Source organism: Bradyrhizobium sp. ORS 285 (genome assembly GCF_900176205.1).
Lineage (GTDB): Bacteria > Pseudomonadota > Alphaproteobacteria > Rhizobiales > Xanthobacteraceae > Bradyrhizobium.
This window is the reverse complement of record NZ_LT859959.1, coordinates 2,472,449-2,492,463: the sequence shown is the minus strand read 5'-3', so window position 1 is coordinate 2,492,463 and position 20,015 is coordinate 2,472,449. Positions and strand designations below refer to the sequence as shown.

17 protein-coding genes and 1 pseudogene are annotated in these 20,015 nt (G+C 65.4%); 5 read left to right on the top strand and 13 right to left on the bottom strand.

Annotated features, from left to right (window positions below; genetic code table 11):
* Window positions 1–47: 47 nt before the first annotated feature.
* The 3 genes from BRAD285_RS11270 to BRAD285_RS11260 all read right to left on the bottom strand — a co-directional run bounded on the left by BRAD285_RS11270 (window position 48) and on the right by BRAD285_RS11260 (window position 4,071).
* Entirely contained in the window at window positions 48–1,379 is a 1,332-nt protein-coding gene (locus tag BRAD285_RS11270) for a dicarboxylate/amino acid:cation symporter (protein WP_006612374.1), read from the bottom strand.
* Window positions 1,380–1,872: 493 nt separating this feature from the next.
* The gene (locus BRAD285_RS11265; RefSeq protein WP_006612375.1) at window positions 1,873–3,327 is read right to left on the bottom strand and encodes a bifunctional serine/threonine-protein kinase/universal stress protein; all 1,455 of its coding nucleotides are present in this window, start codon (window positions 3,325–3,327) and stop codon (window positions 1,873–1,875) included.
* Between the two features lie 3 nt (window positions 3,328–3,330).
* Complete coding sequence (locus tag BRAD285_RS11260) at window positions 3,331–4,071, bottom strand: metallophosphoesterase (protein ID WP_006612376.1); 741 nt, start codon at window positions 4,069–4,071, stop codon at window positions 3,331–3,333.
* A 696-nt stretch (window positions 4,072–4,767) separates the two neighbouring features.
* On the opposite strand from BRAD285_RS11260, the gene BRAD285_RS11250 reads away from it, so the two are divergent.
* Window positions 4,768–5,733 (top strand): IS110 family transposase, encoded by a 966-nt coding sequence (locus BRAD285_RS11250; RefSeq protein WP_087877731.1) that lies wholly within the window; start codon window positions 4,768–4,770, stop codon window positions 5,731–5,733.
* A gap of 330 nt (window positions 5,734–6,063) precedes the next feature.
* Here the strand turns inward: BRAD285_RS11250 and gltD are convergent.
* Both gltD and BRAD285_RS11240 read right to left on the bottom strand, forming a co-directional pair.
* Window positions 6,064–6,273 (bottom strand): annotated as a pseudogene (gene gltD, locus BRAD285_RS11245) (glutamate synthase); the annotation flags it as partial.
* A gap of 286 nt (window positions 6,274–6,559) precedes the next feature.
* Window positions 6,560–7,450, bottom strand: a complete 891-nt coding sequence (locus tag BRAD285_RS11240) for a LysR family transcriptional regulator (protein ID WP_006610008.1) — start codon at window positions 7,448–7,450, stop codon at window positions 6,560–6,562.
* A 99-nt stretch (window positions 7,451–7,549) separates the two neighbouring features.
* Between BRAD285_RS11240 and BRAD285_RS11235 the strand changes: the two genes are divergently transcribed.
* Window positions 7,550–8,269: an SDR family oxidoreductase gene (locus BRAD285_RS11235; protein WP_006610007.1), complete on the top strand. Its 720-nt coding sequence runs from the start codon at window positions 7,550–7,552 to the stop codon at window positions 8,267–8,269.
* A gap of 13 nt (window positions 8,270–8,282) precedes the next feature.
* On the opposite strand, the gene BRAD285_RS11230 is transcribed toward BRAD285_RS11235, so the two are convergent.
* The 4 genes from BRAD285_RS11230 to BRAD285_RS11215 all read right to left on the bottom strand — a co-directional run bounded on the left by BRAD285_RS11230 (window position 8,283) and on the right by BRAD285_RS11215 (window position 11,664).
* Window positions 8,283–9,221 carry a S1/P1 nuclease gene (locus BRAD285_RS11230; RefSeq protein WP_006610006.1) on the bottom strand — a complete coding sequence of 313 codons (939 nt, stop codon included), beginning with the start codon at window positions 9,219–9,221 and terminating at the stop codon, window positions 8,283–8,285.
* Between the two features lie 393 nt (window positions 9,222–9,614).
* Entirely contained in the window at window positions 9,615–10,223 is a 609-nt protein-coding gene (locus BRAD285_RS11225; RefSeq protein WP_006610005.1) for a hypothetical protein, read from the bottom strand.
* Window positions 10,220–10,891, bottom strand: a complete 672-nt coding sequence (locus tag BRAD285_RS11220; protein WP_006610004.1) for a hypothetical protein — start codon at window positions 10,889–10,891, stop codon at window positions 10,220–10,222. Before BRAD285_RS11220 ends, BRAD285_RS11225 begins: the two co-directional genes overlap by 4 nt.
* Window positions 10,888–11,664, bottom strand: coding sequence for a MotA/TolQ/ExbB proton channel family protein (locus tag BRAD285_RS11215; protein WP_006610003.1), 777 nt, complete (start codon window positions 11,662–11,664; stop codon window positions 10,888–10,890). The genes BRAD285_RS11220 and BRAD285_RS11215 overlap by 4 nt, the downstream gene beginning before the upstream one ends.
* 191 nt (window positions 11,665–11,855) lie before the next feature.
* Between BRAD285_RS11215 and BRAD285_RS11210 the strand changes: the two genes are divergently transcribed.
* Together BRAD285_RS11210 and BRAD285_RS11205 are read left to right on the top strand one after the other, a co-directional pair.
* The gene (locus BRAD285_RS11210; RefSeq protein ID WP_006610002.1) at window positions 11,856–13,214 is read left to right on the top strand and encodes a histidine kinase; all 1,359 of its coding nucleotides are present in this window, start codon (window positions 11,856–11,858) and stop codon (window positions 13,212–13,214) included.
* Between the two features lie 4 nt (window positions 13,215–13,218).
* Window positions 13,219–13,866 carry a response regulator transcription factor gene (locus tag BRAD285_RS11205; protein WP_006610001.1) on the top strand — a complete coding sequence of 216 codons (648 nt, stop codon included), beginning with the start codon at window positions 13,219–13,221 and terminating at the stop codon, window positions 13,864–13,866.
* A gap of 175 nt (window positions 13,867–14,041) precedes the next feature.
* Here the strand turns inward: BRAD285_RS11205 and BRAD285_RS11200 are convergent, their stop codons facing one another.
* Window positions 14,042–14,629 carry a TetR family transcriptional regulator gene (locus tag BRAD285_RS11200; RefSeq protein ID WP_006610000.1) on the bottom strand — a complete coding sequence of 196 codons (588 nt, stop codon included), beginning with the start codon at window positions 14,627–14,629 and terminating at the stop codon, window positions 14,042–14,044.
* Window positions 14,626–14,799: a hypothetical protein gene (locus BRAD285_RS35735; protein ID WP_006609999.1), complete on the bottom strand. Its 174-nt coding sequence runs from the start codon at window positions 14,797–14,799 to the stop codon at window positions 14,626–14,628. The genes BRAD285_RS11200 and BRAD285_RS35735 overlap by 4 nt, the downstream gene beginning before the upstream one ends.
* Before the next feature lie 271 nt (window positions 14,800–15,070).
* On the opposite strand from BRAD285_RS35735, the gene purB reads away from it, so the two are divergent.
* Complete coding sequence (gene purB, locus BRAD285_RS11195) at window positions 15,071–16,378, top strand: adenylosuccinate lyase (RefSeq protein WP_006609997.1); 1,308 nt, start codon at window positions 15,071–15,073, stop codon at window positions 16,376–16,378.
* 27 nt (window positions 16,379–16,405) lie between these two features.
* Here purB and BRAD285_RS11190 read toward each other — a convergent pair whose 3' ends face one another.
* Both BRAD285_RS11190 and BRAD285_RS11185 read right to left on the bottom strand, forming a co-directional pair.
* Window positions 16,406–17,170, bottom strand: coding sequence for a hypothetical protein (locus BRAD285_RS11190; protein ID WP_006609996.1), 765 nt, complete (start codon window positions 17,168–17,170; stop codon window positions 16,406–16,408).
* A gap of 139 nt (window positions 17,171–17,309) precedes the next feature.
* Complete coding sequence (locus tag BRAD285_RS11185; RefSeq protein WP_087877641.1) at window positions 17,310–19,760, bottom strand: DUF2235 domain-containing protein; 2,451 nt, start codon at window positions 19,758–19,760, stop codon at window positions 17,310–17,312.
* Window positions 19,761–20,015 lie beyond the last annotated feature (255 nt).

The window sequence follows — 20,015 nt, the reverse complement described above, 5'->3', positions numbered from 1 at the left end:
TGGAATTCTGGATGGCTTCGATTCGCTCGCCATGACGAGTGTGGACATTAAGCCCCCTGATACTCGACCTCCTCCGCGGTGCCGCGATCCAGCACCGCCTTCGCCTTGGCCTTATCGAGGTCGTTCTCCCAAGCCGCGACGACGACGGTGGCGACGCAGTTGCCGATGAGATTGCCGACGGCGCGGGCGATGCCGACGAACCAGTCGACTGACAGCACCAGCACCAGGCCAATTGCGGGGATCGCCGGCACGGCGCCGAGCGTCGCGGCGAGGATGACGATCGCCGAGCCGGGCACGCCATGCGCGCCCTTCGACGTCACGAGCGACACGCCGAGCACCAGCAGGAGATCGCTGACCGACAGCGGCGTGTTGGTGGCCTGGGCGATGAACACCACCGCCAGCGTCAGGTAGATCGAGAACGCATCGAGGTTGAACGAGTAGCCGGTCGGGATGACGAGGCCCACGACCTCCTGCTTGACACCCATCGCCTCGAGCTTGCGCATGATCTGCGGCAGCACGGAGTCCGATGACGCCGTCGCCAGCACGATCAGGAGCTCCTCCTTGAGGTAGCGCAGGAACTTGAACAGGCTGAGGCCGGCGATACGCATCACGAGGCCGAGCGCGATGACGACGAACAGCGCGACCGAGACGTAGAACAAGACGACCAGCGCCAGCAGCTGCTTGAGCGAGCCGATGCCGTATTTGCCGACGGTGAAGCCGATCGCGCCGAGCACGCCGAGCGGCGCCACGCGCACGATCAGGCCCATCGCCTTGAACAGCACCTTGGCCACGGAATCGATCAGGTTGACCACCGGCTTGCCGGGCTCTCCGACCAGCGCCAGGCTGACGCCGAAGATCACCGCGAAGAATAACACCTGCAGCACGTCATTACGGGCGAAGGCGTCGAACGCGGTCGGCGGAATGATGTTGAGAATGAAGCCGCCGAAACCGCCACCCTGCAGCTTGTGGGCATTATCGGCGAAGCTCGAAAGCTGCTTGGCGTCGAGCTTGGAGACGTCGATGTCCATGCCGTGGCCGGGTCCGAAGATCAGCGCCAGCACCAAACCGAAGGCCAGCGCGATCGTGGTCATGCCTTCGAAATAAACCAGCGATTTGACGCCGACCCGGCCGACCTTCTTGAGATCGCCGGCGCTGGCGATGCCGTGCACGACGACGCAGAATACGATCGGCGCCACAACCATCGCGATCAGGCGCAGAAAGGCGTCGCTGAAGAATTTGAGGCCCTGGGCGGTCTCCGGTGCAAACACGCCGATCAGGATGCCGAGCAGCAGCGCGGCCACCACTTGAAAGAACAACGAGCCGAACAGGCTGCCCTTCGGCGATGCCGTCCCCGCCATACTCACATCCGTCGCCGCCATTGAAGGTCCCCCTGGTCAAACAAAAACTGTGCGCCCCCACGCGCGTCACAATGTCACTCTGGCGGCGGAACTTTTGAAAGGCAATCGCAGCTGCGCCCGAATTTGAGGCGGCGGATGGCGCGTCGACGGTCATGGTTGAAAGGTGAAGGAACACGGTGATCTGGTGCGGTCGGAATACGAACATCTTCTTGTTGGCTTGCCACGACATGGCGGAGCGCTCGGTACACCTCGCCCCGCTTGCGGGGAGAGGTCGGATCGCATCGACAGATGCGATCCGGGTGAGGGGGTACAGGTCTCACCGCGAGCACTCCCCGAGCGTTTGCCCCTATTGAGACCGCCCGTGCCGCTGCCCCTCACCCCCACCCTCTCCCCGTAAGAACGGGGCGAGGGAGCGCACCGACTTTGCGGCGGCGGCTCGGTCCTACTCTCAATTGGACTCACGCTCGGCTCATCGATAGTTCAACAAACAGCGAAGCAGCCTGTGCTTCCAATCTCACTCTCCTGACGCGACCTTCGCCGGCACATCATCGTCCTCATCCGCCTCGCGCGCGACTGCGCGCGTGCGCACCACCGTGACCGTGCAGCCCGCCTCCGCGGCCACCTTGGCCGAGACGCTGCCGAGCAGCGAGCGCAGCACGGAGTCGCGGCGGGCGCCGATGATGATGTGGTCGACCTGGTTGACCTCGGCGAACTCGATGATCGACGCCGCCGGATCGACGGCTTCGAGCACGTGCACCGTGAGCCGGCTCGCATCGAGCTTGAGCGGCGTCGCCCAGTGCTTCAGTGCCACCATGCGGTCGATGTGCTTGTTGTTGCCGGCCTCGTCCAGGGTGCGGTCGATCGTCAGGCGGCCGAGCTTCAGCACGTTGACGCAGGCGAGCCGCGCCGACGGCAAGGTGGCGAGGATGCGCTCGGCGGTGACGCGCAACGCACCGTTGAGCTCCTCGCCGCCCTCCGAGGTGTCGATCGCCACCGCCACGATCGGGCTGGTGGCGATCTGCACGGCGACATCGGACGGCTTCGTCTCCGGCTGCACCAACCCGCGATTGAAGCGGCGCCGCCACACGGTCGTGATCGGATCGCGCTTCACCTTCTCGGCGCGCGCGGTCAGCTTAACCTGGTCGGGATTGCCGAGATCGAAGGCGAGCTGAGCCGCGGTCGGATAGCGCCAGACCGGCTCGATCTCCAGGCAGCGCAGCACGATCTCCTGCAGCCACGGCGGATAGTCCGGCTTCAATTGCCGCGGCGGATAGGGATCGCGCCAGAGACGCCGGCGCATGCCGCGCAGGGTCTCGGTCTCGCCGAACGGCCGCACGCCTGTGGTGAAGAAATACAGCAGCACGCCGAGCGAAAAGATGTCGCTGCGCGGATCGCTGCGCGTGCCCATCATGCGCTCCGGCGCCATGTAGGGCGCGGTGCCGTAAGGCAGGCGGAATTCCTCCTGCAGAAGATCCGGCAGATGCTTGTGGCAGGACAGGCCGTAATCGATCAGCACCGCCTCCCCCGTCGGCCGGAACATGATGCTGGACGGCTTGATGTCGTGATGAATGACGTGCTGCCGGTGCAAATCGGCGAGCGCGGTGGCGATCTTCGCCACCAGCACCCGCGCCTCCTCGTAAGGCAGCGGCAGCTCCGGCAGCCGCTTGTACAGCGTCTCACCGGGGATCAGCTCGATCACCACATAGGCTTGCGTTGCGAAATCGCCGGTCCCGAAGCACGCCGGCACATGCGGGCCGGACAGTTTCGGCAGGATCATCTGCTCCATCTCGAAGCTGACGATCGCCGCGGGGTCCTCGCCCTCGGAAACGCGCGGCACCTTCATCAGGATGGGCCGGTCGATGTCGGGGCGCGTCACGCTCCACAACGTCGCCATGCCGCCGGAATGCACGCACTCGCCGACCGTGAAGCCGTCGATCACGGCGCCCGGCTGAAGCTTCGATCTCGCCATGCCCTATCGCCCCATCGAGAGCCGCTGCGCCAGCCAGGGCGGCAGGCCGTTGTCACGGATGCGCTGCGCCGCCGCCTCGACATCATAGGGCACGCGGCAATAGGTCAGCTCGCGGGTCTTCGTTTCGAAGGTCACGAAGGACGCGGCGGGATCGCCGTCGCGCGGCTGGCCGACCGAGCCGACGACGGCGAGCCATTGCCGGCCGCGCAGCAGCTGGATCGGCATGTTTGCCGTCGGCGTGAAGCTCGTCATCTTGGCGGTGGCGGACATCGAGTACAGCGCCGGACGATGGATATGGCCGCAGAACGTCACCTGCGCCTCGGTCGCGATCATGCTGCGCGCTGCATCGGCCGAACTCTGGATGTAGCGCCAGCGCGGCGGGCTCGATGCTTCCGAATGCACGAACAGCCGGTCCTCGTCACCGACGCTCATCGGCAGTTCGGCGAGGAAGCGGCGCTGCTCGGCGCTGAGCCGGCCGCGCGTCCATTCGATTGCCGCCTGGGCCTCGGCATTCATGCTCTCGCTCGAGGTGGAGACCGCATTGTCGTGATTGCCGCGCACCGCGAGGCCGCCCGCGGCGACGATCTCCATGACGGCGTCAACCGACCATTCCGGATCGGCGCCATAGCCGACGATGTCGCCGAGGCAAATCAGGCGCTCGGCGCCGCGGGCGCGCGCCGCCTCCAGGCAGGCCGCAAAGGCCTGCCGATTGGCATGGATGTCGGTGAAAATCGCCAGCAGCACCCGTGTCCTCCCGGTTCCACCGTACAAGTGGGCTTCGCACGGAATTTGAGCAACATCAAACCAGGCGGATCGGAGCAAGGAGTTTTTCGGCGCGGCCGATCCATCGGGCGTCACGACGTCGCGTTCTCGCGGCGGATCTCGCCCGAGCTGTGCGATCGCTGTGCCCCATCGAACAAGCGAGAGGGCGCGGGGAATGCCGGGTGAAGGCCTCACCCATGGCGCGCCTGCAGAAAAAAAGCAGGCGGCAGTCACCACAGGTTCAGCCGAACATCCGGCATTCCCCGCGCGACGGTTTTAACGCATATATCGTGATCTCCTCGGTGCACCGGCTTTTTGGCCACCGTGCCGCGACAACGCGCTTGCGCGCGTTGCGCGGGGGACACCAGCATCGGGGTGCCAGGACCACACGACTTCACGTCCGCAAGGCCAAGCGCTCGTCTCACGCCAGCCCAGCGTCCATCGCTTCCCCGCCCCACGTATCGTGACGATCGCGCGCTACGTCCCTTGTGTACGCGATATCTGCCAGAATGTGCGAACGGGCGGTTCTCGCAAAACCGCCCGTCGCTGGATCTGAGCCCGTTACGCCCCAAACGCGGCAGAGCCTGTATCAGAGCGAGGGACAGCTCCGGTGATCTTCCTCAACCCGAACAGTTGCAAGGGCTTCGAGCCCATACAAGGCAAGGAAGGGAGTGGATGATGACACAGATCGCAAATGGTGTCGCTGGTATCGATGTGGCCAAGGACAAGGTGGACGGCTGCATTCGGAAACTCGGAGTACGGCAGACATTCCCGAGCAGTTCGCTTGGGCATCGCCAGTTGGTGGCCTTGCTTCGCAAGCACAAGGTGACCAAGGCCGTCATGGAGGCCAGCGGCGGCTATGAGCGCGAATGGGCCAAGGCGCTGCGCGAGGCCGGGATAGAGGTGCGGATCGTCGATCCCAAACGGGTTCGCAGCTTCGCCTTGTCGGCGGGTCGACTGGCGAAGAACGACACGATAGACGCAGAGATGATCGCCTGGTTCGCCGAGACGTTCGACGAGGCACCGAGCCAGATCTACGATGCTGCACGCGAGGAACTGGCGGGGCTGGTGAAAGCGCGCAAGAATCTGATGGATCTGAAAACCCGTTTGCAGAACCAGACCGAGCATGTTGTGCCGGGATTGGCGCAGAAAGCCCATTCCCAGGTGTTGAAGACGCTCGCGGCTCAGATTGCGAAGCTCGAGGCTGCGATCTTCGCCAGGGTCAAGGCGACGCCGGAATTTGCCGAGCGCGCCGAGATCATTGAAAGTGTGCCGGGGCTTGCGGTCATGACCTCCGCGCTCCTCATCGCAGGAGCGCCGGAGCTCGGCAAGGTGAGTGATAGGATCGCCGCTGCCCTGATCGGTGTTGCCCCTTACGACGACGACAGCGGCAAGCGCCGAGGCGAGCGCCACATCAAGGGAGGTCGGCGCTGGGTGAGAAACGGCCTGTTCCTTCCCTGCCTCGGAGCAGCGACGCAGCATAATCCGGTGCTCAAGACCTACTATGAACACCTCATCGCCAAGGGCAAAGAGCCGAAAGTTGCCCTCATCGCCTGTATGCGCAAGCTGATCATCATCCTCAACACGATGATCGCCCGCGGCGAAAAATGGAATCCCACGCAGCCGCGCGTTGCGATGAACTGATCGAGCGCCACATGCGCTCGGTTCACGACCGAGCGCATGCCAGGCCAACAGGACGGCGAGCGGACGGGGTCAAGGCCTTCAGCCGCCGAAGGCGGGGGCGCGTCTCGCGCCAGCCTTGAGGCCGGCCGTTCGCCGGCCTACCTCAAAAGCACAGTTGCTCTGCTCGGGACAGGATGATGGCATATAGCATGATTTCTGAAAAATGGAAACCGAATTTTTGCCCGATCGCATCTCATCCCTGGCCGGGAGATGGCCTTCGCTGCTTCGTAGCCCCGATGAGCGCAGCGATATCCGGGGGTCTCACGCGCTATGTCGGTGAACCCGGACGTCGCTTCGCTCGATACTGTCACTGCCGGAGCCACCGCCGATGACGACGACAGGCTTGCCGACGGCGGGCATCTCGGTTGCGTTGACCCGCTCGTTGCAGGCGCGGCGGTTCTGCTGCGGCAGGACGTCCATCACGTCGTGGACGCCTGAGAGATCGCGGCCGGGGATCGGCAGGTCGCGCGGGGCTCCGCACATTCTCGCCAAAGCCTCCGCTGTCGTCCCGGCCTTGAGCCGGGACCCATACCCACAGGGAGCGGCTTGAGGCACGTGTGTAGTTGGCAGCTTGCTCGATCACGACCGCCGCGAAGTATGGGTCCCGGCTCAAGGCCGGGACGACACTGTTAGCTTGGCAAAAGCGGCGCCCCAAACTCCGCCGTCATGCCCCGTGCAGGCGGGGCATCCAGCACGCCGCGGGGGACGTGTTAGGCAGCAGCGGAGCCGCTTCGCTTACCGGAGAAGATCCGACTGCATCGACATTTTGATGAAGACCTCGCTGCTGTCATACTCCCCGCCTCGCATGGTCGATCAGCGCGCGGAGCTTGGGTGCCAGGTTCCGACGCCTCGGAAAATACAGGTAGAATCCGGCAAACGGCGCGGAGAAGCTTTCCAGCAGAGGCACCAGTTCGCCACGCGCGACGTAGGGCTGGAACGTCTCCTCCATGCCGAAGGTGATGCCGCCGCCGGCGCATGCGGTGCGGATCATCAACAACATGTCGTTGGTCGTCAGGCTGGGCTTCACCTCGACATTGAAGTCCCTGCCCGCTTCGGTGAACTCCCAGCGATAGGGAGCGACCAGTGGCGCGGGCCGCCAGCCGATGCAGGCATGATGGATCAGATCGCGCGGATGCGCCGGCGCGCCGTGCGCTTCCAGATAGCTCGGTGCGGCAAAGGCCAGCTGCCGCTGATCTCCGGACACCGGGACAGCGATCATGTCCTGCGCGATGACTTCTCCCAGGCGCACGCCTGCGTCGTAGTGCTCGGCGACGATGTCGAAGGTGTCGTCGGTGATGGTGATGTCCAGCTCGATCGCGGGAAAGGCTTGCATGAAAGAGGCCAGCAACGGCCCGGAGATGAAGCGTTCGGCGATGGAGGACACGGCCAGCCGCAGCAGGCCGGACGGCGGCCCGGCCTTGTCGCCGATCTGCTCGGCGGCGGCATTCAGCGCGCCGATCGCCGGCGCGACATCCGCATAGAAACGGCGTCCCGCCTCGGTCAGGCTAAAACTGCGGGTCGTCCGGCTGACCAGGGAAATCCCGAGATGGTCCTCCAGCCTGCCCATGGCCTGGCTGACGGCAGACCGCGTCACGCCCAGCCGGTCCGCGGCAAGGCGGAAGCTCCCGGCATCGGCCACCGCCACGAACAGCTCGATGATGTTCTTGTCGATGCGCATTGGTTAGATACGTTTACCACCGAGGCAAGCATTGGGCAAATTGTCGTGACAATGCCGGCCACCTAGCTTCCGCCCGTCACCAACCGACGGGAGTTGAACATGGACAAGGTCATCCTGATTACCGGGGCGTCGAGCGGCATTGGCGCTGGGATCGCACGAGAGCTGGCGGTCACGGGCGCACGGCTGCTGCTGGGCGCGCGCCGCCTTGATCGGCTGGAGGCGCTCGCCGCCGAGCTGCGCGCGGCCGGCGGAACCGCCGAGGTTCGGGCGCTGGATGTGACCAGCCGCGCCGACGTCGCGGCCTTTGCCGAGGCTGCGCGCGCGTTGTGGGGGCACGTGGACGTCATGATCAACAATGCCGGCATCATGCCGCTCTCGCCGATGGCCTCGATGAAGGTCGACGAGTGGGATCGCATGGTCGACGTCAACATCAAGGGCGTGCTGAACGGCATCGCGGCGGTGTTGCCCGGCATGCTCGCGCGCGGCTCCGGACACATCATCAACATCGCCTCGATCGGCGCTCTGCAGGTCGTGCCGACCGCCGCCGTCTACTGCGCGACCAAGCACGCCGTGCGGGCGATCTCGGACGGGCTCCGGCAGGAAAACGACAAGCTGCGCGTCACCTGCATCCATCCGGGCGTGGTGGAAAGCGAACTCGCCAGCACCATCACCGACGAGAGCGCAGCCGAGATGATGCGCAGCTACCGCGCGATTGCCCTGCAGCCGGACGCGATCGGCCGCGCCGTGCGCTATGCCATCGAGCAACCCGACGATGTCGATGTCAACGAGATCGTCGTCCGGCCGACGCGGGCGCCGTGAGGCGCGGGCGGCTCTACCGCAACAGCACCTCGAGCAGGTTCGCGAGCCGCGCCGCGGCGAGCGCAGCCTGCTTGCGGGCGAGATCACGGGCGTTGGTCTCGTACTCGCGCGTCAGCTCCACCGGCTGCTTGTCGGTGCGAATGGGGGCAGCATAGGCGACAGACTTGGCGAGATCGAAGCTCTCCTGCGCCCACACCGCGGGGTCGATGATCTGCGCCTTGCCGGCATCGGGTGTCACGGTCGACAGGCCGCCACGCTGGTCGGCATCGAAGATCGCGCCGAACACCGTGGAATAGCCGCCGAAAATGCCGTCCCAATAGGCGTGCAGATTCTGCGTCTCGCCGTTGGCGGCGATCACCTGCTCCTCATTGCCGCCGCGGTCGCCGCCTTTGTCCGGCAGCGCGGCCGAATAGCGGGCGATGGCGTGCAGCGGCTGATGCAGATCGCCGACGAGGTGGATGGTCCAGCTGAGGTTGTAGGAGCGAAGCGGCTCCGAGGCGTCGGTGTTCGCCGGCAGCTTGGCGATCATCAGCTTGAGCTGCGACACCGCATCCACAGCATCAGGGCGCGGCAGCGGCGTGTCGTCGGCCGAGAACAGCGCGTCCTTGTAGTGCCAGTACTGATGCTTGAGGTGGCCGTACGGCACCAGCTGCTTCGCCGTCGAATCCGTCACCTGATCGTCGTAATAGTCCGGCTTCATCTTGATGTCGTCCGGCCAGGTCGCCGCGTGCACGAAGGCGTAGAGCTTCTCCTGTCCCGCAGGCGCACCGGCGACCCAGCTGGCGTAGTCGGGATTGAGCTTGAGCAGCGCATCGGCCCGGTCCCGCGCCGCCGGGGACAGCTTCTTGTAGGCCAGATACGCGATCTGCATATGGCCTTCATCCCACCAGGCCAGAGCTGGTCCGGCCGGCCACAACATCACTGCCGCCCATGCGATCGCCAATCTTCGCATCGCCATGCTCCCCCGCAAATCGAATGCACAAACCGGAATTGACGCGACCAGCAACGGATGGGGAGTCTAACGCGAACCGGGAGTGTTGGCAATTTCACCACCGGGCATCTAAACGGAGCCGCCGCGCAGCCGTCATGCTCTGGTCACACGCGGTCACGTGTGCAGACCGCGACGAGCACGGCAATCACGATGCGGACAAGGATGGCCGAAGCGTCCAAGGAAATTTGGAGTGTACAGCCTGGATGACGCTCTCTCCACGCATCATTGCGAGCGCAGCGAAGCAATCCAGGACCTCGCGCGCGACTCTCGATTGCTTCGTCGCTTACGCTCCTCGCAATGACGGCGATGAGACATCCGCTACGACGATATAGACTGACGCGTCCCGTTGGCTCGTCACTGCTCATCCTTCGGCGGCATGCGCGGCGGCAGCAAGGGTGTGAAGGACACGCCGTCGCCGGCATTCTTCGCGGCCTTGAACTCGCCGGTCGAGGGATCGCCGCCGGCGGTCTCGATGATGGTCTTGGGCAGGATGTATTCGCGCGCCGCGTCGATGACGCCGCCGTCGCCGGTGCCGAAATCGGCGGCGCGGCCGCCTTGCGGATGGCCGGCCGCGATCTGGTCGGCGGCGTGCTGCGCCTTCTCGGCCAGCGTGTCGCTGTAGGGGATGCGGTAGGCGCGTGGCACGCCGCTCGGCCTGTTGTCGTCGTCGAGCCGCTCGACCCAGAGATAGACCGCGCCGGGGTCGCCTTCGACACTGTGCGGATCGACGATCCTGACCTGCAGCACCTTGAAGGCCTTCGGCAGCCGGTCGACGCTGGCCCAGCCGAGCAGGCCGCGTGCGCCGACGAAGCTGCCGACATAGAACGCACTGGTGATGACGACCGCGATCGCCTTCACCGGCCACGGCAGCCGCGCATAGACCAGAACCAGCAGCAGTAGCGCGCCGATCAGCGCGTAGCAGACGGAGAGCGTGACGATGACGGTTTGCAGGCTGCTCGTCATCGGCTGATCATCCTGACGCCGGTCTTGGGATCGAGGTCGGCGCCGTTGGCGCGGACATTGCGGAAGGTCTCGAGCAGCGATTTCGGCCGGCGCTGCACGTCGATCACCTTGCCCGTGGCATCGAGCTTGAAACGCAACGCGGTCTTCTCGTCGCCGGAATGATCGAGCACAACCTTGTCGTCGAAGATCACCTGCGCCGTCGGGTTGAGCTTCTGCACCTTCACCTTTGCCTCGACCGGCGCGCCGCTGACGTTCTGGAAATGCGAGATGTTGACCGTGTATTCGCCGGCGACGATGCCCCTGACGGTCACGATCTCCTCGCGGATCGGCGACGGGATCTTCAGCCCGTTGACCAGGATGAAGTCGTTGGCGCCGCCGCGATCGTCGCGGTCGAGCGTGAGGAAGCCGGCCTCGCGATGCCGATACCAGGCGATGTTGCCGACAGGGTCCTGCACGAACAGGTCGAGATCGTCGGGATGATTGTCCGGCCAGTCCATCGTGATCAGGAACTCGGCCTTGCTGTCGACCTTGCCGTCCTTGGCATCGGGCGAGATCGCGAGCACGGCGATGAAGAAGAAGAACGCGACGATCTGCAGCGCCTTGAACAGCATGACGCTGAACGGATCGAACTGCTCCTCGCGTGGATAGAGCCCGAAATCGTCCATCATGCGCCCTGCTCCGCGCGCTCCATGGCGCGCTCGAGCCGCGGCGTCACCCGTGTTTCGGTGAGCATCACCGCATCGGAGAACACGCGGCCGGTGGCGGCATCGAGCATGTAGTACTGGATGCGCACCAGGATCGAGCCGACGAGGCCGGCGAGCGTCGTGTACATCGCCACCGCCATGCCGTCGCTCATCAGGCCCATCGAGGATTTCATCGCGAGCTTGTCGTTGACATCGAGGCCCGCGATCGGCGCCAGCATGATGATGAAGCCGATGATGGTGCCGAGCAGGCCGAGCTTCATCAGGGTGTCCGAGGCGAAGCCGCCGAAGCCGTTGGAACCGCGCAGCCGGTCGGCGAGCGTGCGTAGCAGCAGCGTCTGGTCGAGCCGCCCTGCTCCTTGCACCTGCGCCTTCGTAACGAGGCTCTTGATGTGATTGGTGACGAGACCTTGGGGAAGGAGCTGGGCATCCGGTTCGAGCGCGCGCTCCGCATCCGGGCCGATCAGCACGGCGCGGCAGCGCTTCGCGGCATCGGCCTCGCGCGCGATGGCCCGCGTCCGCCAGAAACAATGGCAGCACGTCAGCACATAGAGCACGGCGACGACGCTGGAGATGTAGGTGCGGTCGGAGGTGACCATCAGATGGAAGTAGCCGTAGCGCGCCAGCACCACGGCGGCGAACACGGTCAGCCCGGTGAAGATCATCCAGAGCAGCAGCGGGCCGCGCTCGGCGCTGTCGCGCGCAGGTTCCACTCTGTCGGCACTGCTGACCACGCTCATCCATCGACTCCCCGGTGCGCGCTCGTCCGGCGCTTTGATCCCGAAGTAAAGCAGAGCTGCGAAACAGCGTCCAAAGACATCTGCCTCGCCGCTGTCGGGAAAATTTCCCAACCTTCCGCTTGCTGCAGTGCATTCGCTTGGCGGCGCACCGGCCCGTTGTTACGCTGCGGCAAACGCAGTGGAGGGATCGCATGCGCCTCGTGCTCCAGCTGATTGCGCGCCTTGCGCTGATCGTCCTGCTGTGTCTGGCGGCCGCAGGCGTCTGGGTCACCGTCGATGCATATCGTAGCGTCGACCGCGCCACGGCCGCGTCCGCCGAGCGGGTGTCGCAGGCGCTGGAGGCGCTGTATTGGCGCGAGCTGCTGTTGCGCAGCAACCGGACGCGCGACCACCTGCTGCCGGTGCCGGACTGGCGCACGACCGAGACGATGAAGCTGATCGCGCCGGGCATCTGCGTCCAGTTCAAGCCGGAGGCCGCCTTCGAGAAGCCACTGTGCGGCCAGAGCAAGGGCCTCGGCACGGCGCCGCCGCGCTGGTTCTCAGGCCTGGTCGAAACGATCCTCGGCGATCACGCCGCGGTGGCGCAGGCGATCAGCGCACGGACGACGACGGCGGGCACGGTGTCTGCGATCGCCGATCCCGACGCCGCGATCCAGCTCGCCTGGCAGCGCATCCAGGACTCATTTGGCGTGGCACTCGCGATGGCGATCGCGATTGGCGTCCTCGCCTCGCTCGCGATCGCGCATGCGCTGGCGCCCGCGCGCAGCATCGTCCAGGCGCTGCAGCGGATGGCTGAGGGCGAGCACCGCCCGGCGCTGCCGCGCTTCCGCTCGATGGAGCTCGCGATGATCGGCCGCGCCGTCAGCGAACTTGGCGATCGGCTCGCGCAGGCCAACGAGCAGCGCGCGGCGCTGACCGAGCGCCTGCTCGACATTCGCGACGAGGAGCGGCGGGCGCTCGCCCGCGAGCTGCACGACGAGTTCGGGCAGAACCTGACCGCGATCCTCGCCTTTGCCTCGACGATTGAGGCCGCCGGCCAGGGCCGCAACGATCAGGTCGCGCAGGATGCGCGCATGATCACGCAGTCGGTCAGCCATCTGATGGCGTGCCTGCGCGGCACGTTGAGCCGGCTGCGCCGGCCGCTCGCCGAGGAGCTCGGGCTGGAAGCCGGCCTGGTGGCGCTGACGCAGAACTATCAGCATGCCGCGCGGCCGGCGATCCGGCTCGACCTGCACGGCGATCTCGCCGACATCCAGGGTCCGGTCGCGGTGACCGCCTATCGGATGGCGCAGGAATGCCTGACCAATGCATTGCGCCACACCGACGCCAGCGAGGTGTCGCTGCGTGTCGAGCGCCGCGCCGGGCCCGACAGCGCGCTGGTGATCTCGGTCGAAGATGATGGCGGCGGCGACGCGGCGCAGATGGCTCAGTCGAGCGGCTTCGGCCTGACCGGCATCCGCGAGCGCATCGCGGCCGTCGGCGGCTCACTTTCGATCGAACCTGCCGCGCGCGGGCTCAGCGTCTCCGCGACCATCCCGCTGGCCGCCTGAGATCATGGCCGAGCCGACAGGCATCTCGATCCTGCTGGTCGACGACCATCCGGTCGTGCGGCAGGGCTATCGCCGCGTGCTGGAGAGCCAGGACGGCTTTCGCGTCATCGCCGAAGCCGACAGCGCCGCGGCCGCCTACGCCGCGTTCAAGGCGCATGCCCCTGACGTGGTCGTGCTCGACATCTCGATGAAGGGCGCGAGCGGGCTCGAGGCGATCCGCAACATCCGCGCCCGCGACAACCGCGCCTGCATCCTCGTGTTCTCGATGCATGGCGAGGCGCCTTTGGTGAAGGCAGCCTTTGCCGCCGGCGCCAGCGGCTTCGTCACCAAGAGCAGCGAGCCCTCGGCCCTGGTCCGCGCCATCCGCGTGGTCGTCAGGGGCGAGCGCGCGCTGAGCGACGACGTCGCCCATGTACTGGCCGCCGACAGCCTCGATCCGCAACGCACGGTGCTGGACCGGCTCGGCGAGCGCGAGATCGAGATCCTGCGCCAGCTCGCGTCGGGCCTCACCACCGAGCAGATCGCAGCCAACCTGCATCTCAGCATCAAAACGGTGCAGAACTATCATTATCTGGTGAAAGCGAAGACGGGGATGCAGACGGATGCGCAGCTGGTGCGGCTGGCGGTGACCAGCGGCCTGACGGATCTGTAGGGTGGGCAAAGGCGCTGCCGTGCCGTTTCCTCAACGGAGATCGCAGTGGCGCCGTGCCCACCGTCTTGCGACAGGAACGTGCTGATCGACGGTGGGCACGGCGCGCGACATCTCGGCACGAACCGAGATCGTGCCAGGCGCCTTTACCCACCCTACGAACTACGAACTACATGCGCTAGCGCGCCGCCAGCCCGCGCAACAACAACGTCAGCACCGCATCGACTCGTGTCGAACACGTGCAATCGGCCCATTCGTCGGCGTGGGCGGGGTGATGGAAGCTGCGCGTCGCATCGAAGATGGCGGCGGCAGCGGTCTTCGGGTCGGTGACGTCGAACGCGCCCTGGGCGACGCCTTCGGTGATGATGCCTTCGACCTGCGCGATCAGGTCCTGCTTGTGCGCCTTGACCACCGTGCAGGCTTCGCGCGCCAGGGTCAGGTAGGTCGCGAACATCTCTGGGTCTTCGCAGACGCGTTTGTGCTTGGCGTCGAACAGCTCGCGCAGCCAACGCTCCAGCTTGGCCGGCGCCGGGCCCGGCTCGGCGGCGATCTGCGCCAGCGGCTTGCTGACCCGCTCGAGCCAGCGTTTCGCCACCGCTTCGCGCAGCGACGCCTTGCTCGGGAAGTGACGGTAGACGGAGCCGTGGCTGACATCGAGCGCTCTCGCGACGTCGACGACCGTCGCTTTGGCGAGCCCATAACGGCGCAACACGTCCTCGGTGACTTCGAGGATGCGCTCGGATGTCAGAACCACGGCCTCATTCATGCGTGCACCATATCGGCATCACGGGGATGTGCTTTGATCTGGATCGGCTCGCCCCTGTCGGCGCCCGAGACTGCGTTGAACTTCGCAGCCTGCGCTTCCAGATGGCGGGCGATCTGGAGATTCAGCCAGTCCTGGAATTGTGTGTGGAGCAATCGCTTTTCAATCTTCATCGAAGCGGTCCTTCGCATTTGAAACCGCTGAACCCATGGTCAGACAGTGCTAGTTGATCATGGGTGAAACATACACCATCGCGCTGACAGATTTCAATATCTGTCAGCGAGATTTTTTGATTCAGGTATTATGATACGTTCTCACGCCTGATATCGGAGGGGAGACCCGCCGTTTGTGTCACCCCGGCGGCTCTGGTAGAGCACGGCGTAAAATGCTGCTGGCGCGGACGCGATGGTCCCGCCCACCTTCCTTCCCGCCTGGAGAGCCCTGATGATCCCCCGCTATTCCCGTCCCGAAATGGCCTCGATCTGGGACCCGCAGACCCGGTTCAAGATCTGGTTCGAGATCGAGGCGCATGCGGCGGACGCGCTGGCGGAACTCGGCACCATCCCGAAGGACGCGGCCAAGACGATCTGGGCCAAGGCCAAGGATGCGACCTTCGACGTCGCCCGCATCGACGAGATCGAGCGCGAGACCAAGCACGACGTCATCGCCTTCCTGACCCATCTCGCCGAGATCGTCGGCCCCGAGGCGCGGTTCGTGCACCAGGGCATGACGTCCTCCGACGTGCTCGACACCTGCCTCAACGTCCAGCTCACCCGCGCCGCCGATCTGCTGCTCGCCGATCTCGACCGCGTGCTGGCGGCGCTGAAGACGCGCGCCTTCGAGCACAAGATGACGCCGACCATCGGCCGCTCGCACGGCATCCATGCCGAGCCGGTCACCTTCGGCCTCAAGCTCGCTTATGCCTATGCGGAATTCACGCGCGCCCGCGAGCGCCTGGTCGCCGCCCGCAAGGAGGTGGCGACCTGCGCCATCTCCGGCGCGGTCGGCACCTTTGCCCAGATCGATCCCCGGGTGGAGGAGCACGTCGCCAAGGCGATGGGTCTGACACCGGAGCCGGTCTCGACCCAGGTCATTCCGCGCGACCGCCACGCCATGTTCTTTGCCACGTTGGGCGTGATCGCCTCCTCAGTCGAGCGCTTGGCGACCGAAGTCCGTCACCTGCAGCGCACCGAAGTGCTGGAAGCTGAGGAGTTCTTCTCGGAAGGCCAGAAGGGCTCGTCGGCGATGCCGCACAAGCGCAATCCGGTGCTGTCGGAGAACCTCACCGGTCTCGCCCGCATGGTGCGCGCCTATGTGACGCCGGCGATGGAGAACGTCGTGCTCTGGCACGAGCGCGACATCTCGCACTCCTCAGTCGAGCGCATGATCGGCCCGGACGCCACCGTCACGCTCGACTTCGCGCTGGTGCGTCTCGCCGGCCTGATCGAGAAGCTCCTGGTCTATCCGGCCAACATGGCGAAGAACCTCGACAAGCTCGGCGGCCTTGTGCACTCGCAGCGCCTACTGATCGCGCTGACCCAGAAGGGCGCGAGCCGCGAGGATTCCTACAAGCTCGTGCAGCGCAACGCGATGCCGGTGTGGCGCGGCGAAGGCGACTTCCGCACTTTGCTCAAGGCCGATGCCGACGTGAAGAAGTATCTGACGGATGCCGAGATCGACGAGCAGTTCGACCTCGGCTACCACCTCAAGCACGTCGACACGATCTTCAAGCGCGTGTTCGGCGAAGGCTGAGCACGCCTCGGGCGGGCGGACTGCGCGTCAGTCCGCCTCCTCGCACTTGTCCTGCTTGACCTTGAACATCTTGCGGAACTGGGTCTCGAGCGCGCTCCGCATCGCCTCCATCTTCTTCTCGCCGGTGTTGCGGAGATTGTAGTTGATCGCGCAATTGCTCCAGCCGAAATTGACCAGATAGATCCGCATGCGCTCCTGGCCGTCCGCCTTCTGCGCTTCGGCGAGGTAGCGCGCGACGCAGGCCTTCGGGCTGGCGTTGTCGGCGCAGCCCGTGTCGACGTTTTGGCGAAACGTCTGCTGCAGGTCGGTCTTGCCCTCGATCGCGTCGACGAACTTCGCACAGGCGGCGGCAGGCTGATAGTCGCGCAGCGCCGAGGGCGTCTTGAAGCCGCGAGTATGCGCCAGGTCGAAATCGCAACTGTCCTTCAGCTCCGCCATCTTGGCGCGGCGGTAGTCGTCGACACCGGGCAGCGCGATGAACTCCAGCCGCGCGGCCGCATCGAGCGAGGCCTTGCAGGTGCGATCGATCTTGTCGGGGTCGAGCGCTGCGACCGCCTTCGGATCGAACGCCGGCGGCGTGCCCGGCGAGTCGAAATCGGACGGGCCGAACAGCAGACGCACGGTGTTGCGCAGCCGCGTCTCGTCGTGCTTGGCGGGATCGTACCGAACCGTGAAACGGCAGCCGCTCTCCCAGGACATCGTGCGCTCGGCGGCATTGGCGCTGGCGCCAGCAAGCGTGACGGCGGCAAGCGCCAGGCTTGCGATCCATCCGGTGCAGCTTCGACGGGTCATGGTACTCCTCGCAGGCGACCTATATGCCTGCATCCTACCCAGTCCCGACGCCAACGCCAGCCCGTGCCGCGCAGCATCCCCAGCGTGAAGCGTGACGTCGTCACGCTCCACGCAGTGATGCCAGACCTGACGCGCGCAGCTACAGCTTCTTCAACGAGACGACCGCGTTGCCCTTGTTGTTGAAGTAGAACTGATACAACAGCCAAGGAAGCAGGATGGACGTGTCGTTGACGTAGACGAACACCTCCCCATCGCTGCGGGCCGTGAACCTGGCTGTCCAGCGGCTGCTACCTGGCGCTTCCTGCTGGAAGACCGGGAGATGCTCCTCGAGCCCGGTGCTGCCCACCCGCACGATCGGCGCAAACCAGTTCGACCAGATCAGCCGCTTGAAGGGTATCCCGGGCAGCTGCGTCCAGGTGCCGTAACCGAAACCGGCCGGAGTTGCGGGGATGCCGCCGTCGCTCCACGCCTCCCCGACGTCGAGCGCGATCTGATAGGTCTCGCCCTGCGCCACGGTCAGCGCCGTCGGATAGCAATGGTGCCGTGTTTCAAACACGGGCCGGATGCTTCCACCGGGATATGCGCCGATCTCCGTCTCGTCGACCTCGACCGGTCGCAGCGACTCCTTGCAGAACAGCCCTGCCGTATTGGCCGTGCCGAACGCGAGCCACCAGAACAGCCAGAACATGATCCCGGTGGGGAAGATCCACGTCTTGAGCAGATAGAAACCGGCAACATACCAGCCTTGGCGGCGCAGCGAATAGACCGTCGCGCGCCAGCCAGTCACCGGCTTGTGCCGTGACGGATCATTCCAGGCGATGCGTGCGGCGTCGCGGATCGTTCGCTGCAGGGAGGAGCCCCACGCCGTCAAGCCGAACGCCACGGCTGCTCCGATCAGCAGGAAGCCTGGGGAATCCCGGAACGCGACAAACCAGGGATCGAGAAACTTCGGCAGGAACGCAGCGGCCGCGTTGACCAGGGGATCGCCCACCACATGCAGCGGGTCATAGAGGAAACGCGGCCAGTAGATGACGACATAAGGGATCGCCGCGACGAACAGCAGCGCGAACATCGTCGCGAAATAGACCACGCGGCGCAGCCACACCCAGCTCCAGACATCATCCTGGACATGGGTCCGAGCGGGCCCCCGATCGCACGGATGCAGCGCATCGACGGGCGCGCCGGTGCCGTCGGCCAGACGGTAGCTGGCCGGCACGACGACCGGTGCATAGTGATCGGTCCCGGCCTGGATGCGTTCGAACACGGTGTGGTGGATGACAGGCTTCACCGGCGGCAATGGCGGCTGCGGCAGGCTCGGATGCAGATCGCCGGCCAGAAGCTCCGTCTGCGACTTGAACGGCGAATGCAGCAGCCATTTGATGCGACTGACATCGTAACGCAGCGACAGCCTGTAGGGCGGAGCGTCGTAGATCTCGCGCAGATTGCGCGGCTTGTAGCGGTAGTAGGCGGCAAGCCCCTTGCGGGAGTCGTTGAGCTTGTCGAATGGATCGATCTCGGGATCGCTGAGCAGCCTGCGCCGCTCGTCGAGATAGACCAGCCCATAGGCCTTGGCGCGATCGAGCATCCAGTCGAGCGTCACATAGGACAGGCCGTCCTGCGGATAGCCGCCGCCGATGTCGGAGTGCACGCCGGTGAACCACACCTGGCTGATGCGCTCGCGATCACCGGCCGGCAGATCGGTGCGCAGATGGGGCGGCGGGTCGGCGCATTTCGCGGCCTCGCTGCGCGGATCGTGATCGATGCCGAACAGCCAGTCCTTCTTGTCACTCCGGCCGGGCACCGCCTCGTCACGGCCCCAGACATAGCGCTCGTCCCAGATCACCGGGCGGAACGCATCGCGCTCCTCCTCGATCGCCAGCGCATGGCAGGCGCGATGGATCTTCGAACTCATGAACTGGTCCGGCATCGACAGCGGCCAGATCCAATAATCGATGGCGCGGGTCATTTCCTCGATCGGACCACCATAGGCGTCGACCGTGTCCCAGATGCCGACGAAATGGATGCTCTCCACCGGAATGGACGGCGGCTCGGGCTTCAGATGGAGCCAGCTGCGTAGCTCGCGGAGTCCCCAATCGCGGATGCCGCGGAGATCGAGGCCGATCCTGCCGAGATATCTGAGGACGCCGCTGTTGTAGCGCCGCCGGTAGCGGCGATAGGCATCGGCAGCGAACCGTGCCAGATCGGCGTCGTTGTTGTCGTAGGGAACGAGCCCCTGCCCCGCGATCATGGCCGCCACGATCCGGATCGTGAAGGCGCCGCGGCTGAAGCCGAAGCAGTAGATGCGATCGCCCGGGCGGTAGTTGCGGCAGCAGAAGCTGTAGATCGCGATCACATTGCGCTTCAGCCCGAAGCCGAAGATGCCGCCGAGCGCTGCGAACAGCTTGAACGACGAGGTGCCGACGCCGTCATCGTAGAAGGCGATCTGCCGGCTCGGATCGCGCAGATCGAGCAGCTGGAACAGCCGCCAGACGTTGGTCTTGAACACCGCCTTGGCGCTGTTGCCGGTCCCATCCGACAGCAGCACGATGTTTCGCGGAGCGGTGTCGCTTCTCGGAGCAATGTTGGACATGAGGTCCCCCCGACCAGAATGCCGGCGCGGAGCTTGGGCTGCAATTGCAGGAAAAGCAAGGCGCAATCCTTGCGCGAGCGCTCATAAACGTGCCCGACTGTTCAGACCACTTCTGCGGACGTGCCAACGACAATCTGCGCGCAGCTCGCATCACCCAGAAATGATCGAAAGACACCCTCATCCAGTTGTCGTACGCGGCGACGTCGACCTCTGATCCTTCGACATCGCGCGAGCGCGGTTCTATGCAGGCCGCTC

Excerpts from the sequence above, each read along its gene's own strand:
- BRAD285_RS11270 (WP_006612374.1), bottom strand. The coding sequence starts at position 1,379 with ATGGCGGCGACGGATGTGAGTATGGCGGGGACGGCATCGCCGAAGGGC.
- BRAD285_RS11265 (WP_006612375.1), bottom strand. The coding sequence starts at position 3,327 with ATGGCGAGATCGAAGCTTCAGCCGGGCGCCGTGATCGACGGCTTCACG.
- BRAD285_RS11250 (WP_087877731.1), top strand. The coding sequence starts at position 4,768 with ATGACACAGATCGCAAATGGTGTCGCTGGTATCGATGTGGCCAAGGAC.
- BRAD285_RS11240 (WP_006610008.1), bottom strand. The coding sequence starts at position 7,450 with ATGCGCATCGACAAGAACATCATCGAGCTGTTCGTGGCGGTGGCCGAT.
- BRAD285_RS11235 (WP_006610007.1), top strand. The coding sequence starts at position 7,550 with ATGGACAAGGTCATCCTGATTACCGGGGCGTCGAGCGGCATTGGCGCT.
- BRAD285_RS11230 (WP_006610006.1), bottom strand. The coding sequence starts at position 9,221 with ATGCGAAGATTGGCGATCGCATGGGCGGCAGTGATGTTGTGGCCGGCC.
- BRAD285_RS11225 (WP_006610005.1), bottom strand. The coding sequence starts at position 10,223 with ATGACGAGCAGCCTGCAAACCGTCATCGTCACGCTCTCCGTCTGCTAC.
- BRAD285_RS11220 (WP_006610004.1), bottom strand. The coding sequence starts at position 10,891 with ATGATGGACGATTTCGGGCTCTATCCACGCGAGGAGCAGTTCGATCCG.
- BRAD285_RS11215 (WP_006610003.1), bottom strand. The coding sequence starts at position 11,664 with ATGAGCGTGGTCAGCAGTGCCGACAGAGTGGAACCTGCGCGCGACAGC.
- BRAD285_RS11210 (WP_006610002.1), top strand. The coding sequence starts at position 11,856 with ATGCGCCTCGTGCTCCAGCTGATTGCGCGCCTTGCGCTGATCGTCCTG.
- BRAD285_RS11205 (WP_006610001.1), top strand. The coding sequence starts at position 13,219 with ATGGCCGAGCCGACAGGCATCTCGATCCTGCTGGTCGACGACCATCCG.
- BRAD285_RS11200 (WP_006610000.1), bottom strand. The coding sequence starts at position 14,629 with ATGAATGAGGCCGTGGTTCTGACATCCGAGCGCATCCTCGAAGTCACC.
- BRAD285_RS35735 (WP_006609999.1), bottom strand. The coding sequence starts at position 14,799 with ATGAAGATTGAAAAGCGATTGCTCCACACACAATTCCAGGACTGGCTG.
- purB (WP_006609997.1), top strand. The coding sequence starts at position 15,071 with ATGATCCCCCGCTATTCCCGTCCCGAAATGGCCTCGATCTGGGACCCG.
- BRAD285_RS11190 (WP_006609996.1), bottom strand. The coding sequence starts at position 17,170 with ATGACCCGTCGAAGCTGCACCGGATGGATCGCAAGCCTGGCGCTTGCC.
- BRAD285_RS11185 (WP_087877641.1), bottom strand. The coding sequence starts at position 19,760 with ATGTCCAACATTGCTCCGAGAAGCGACACCGCTCCGCGAAACATCGTG.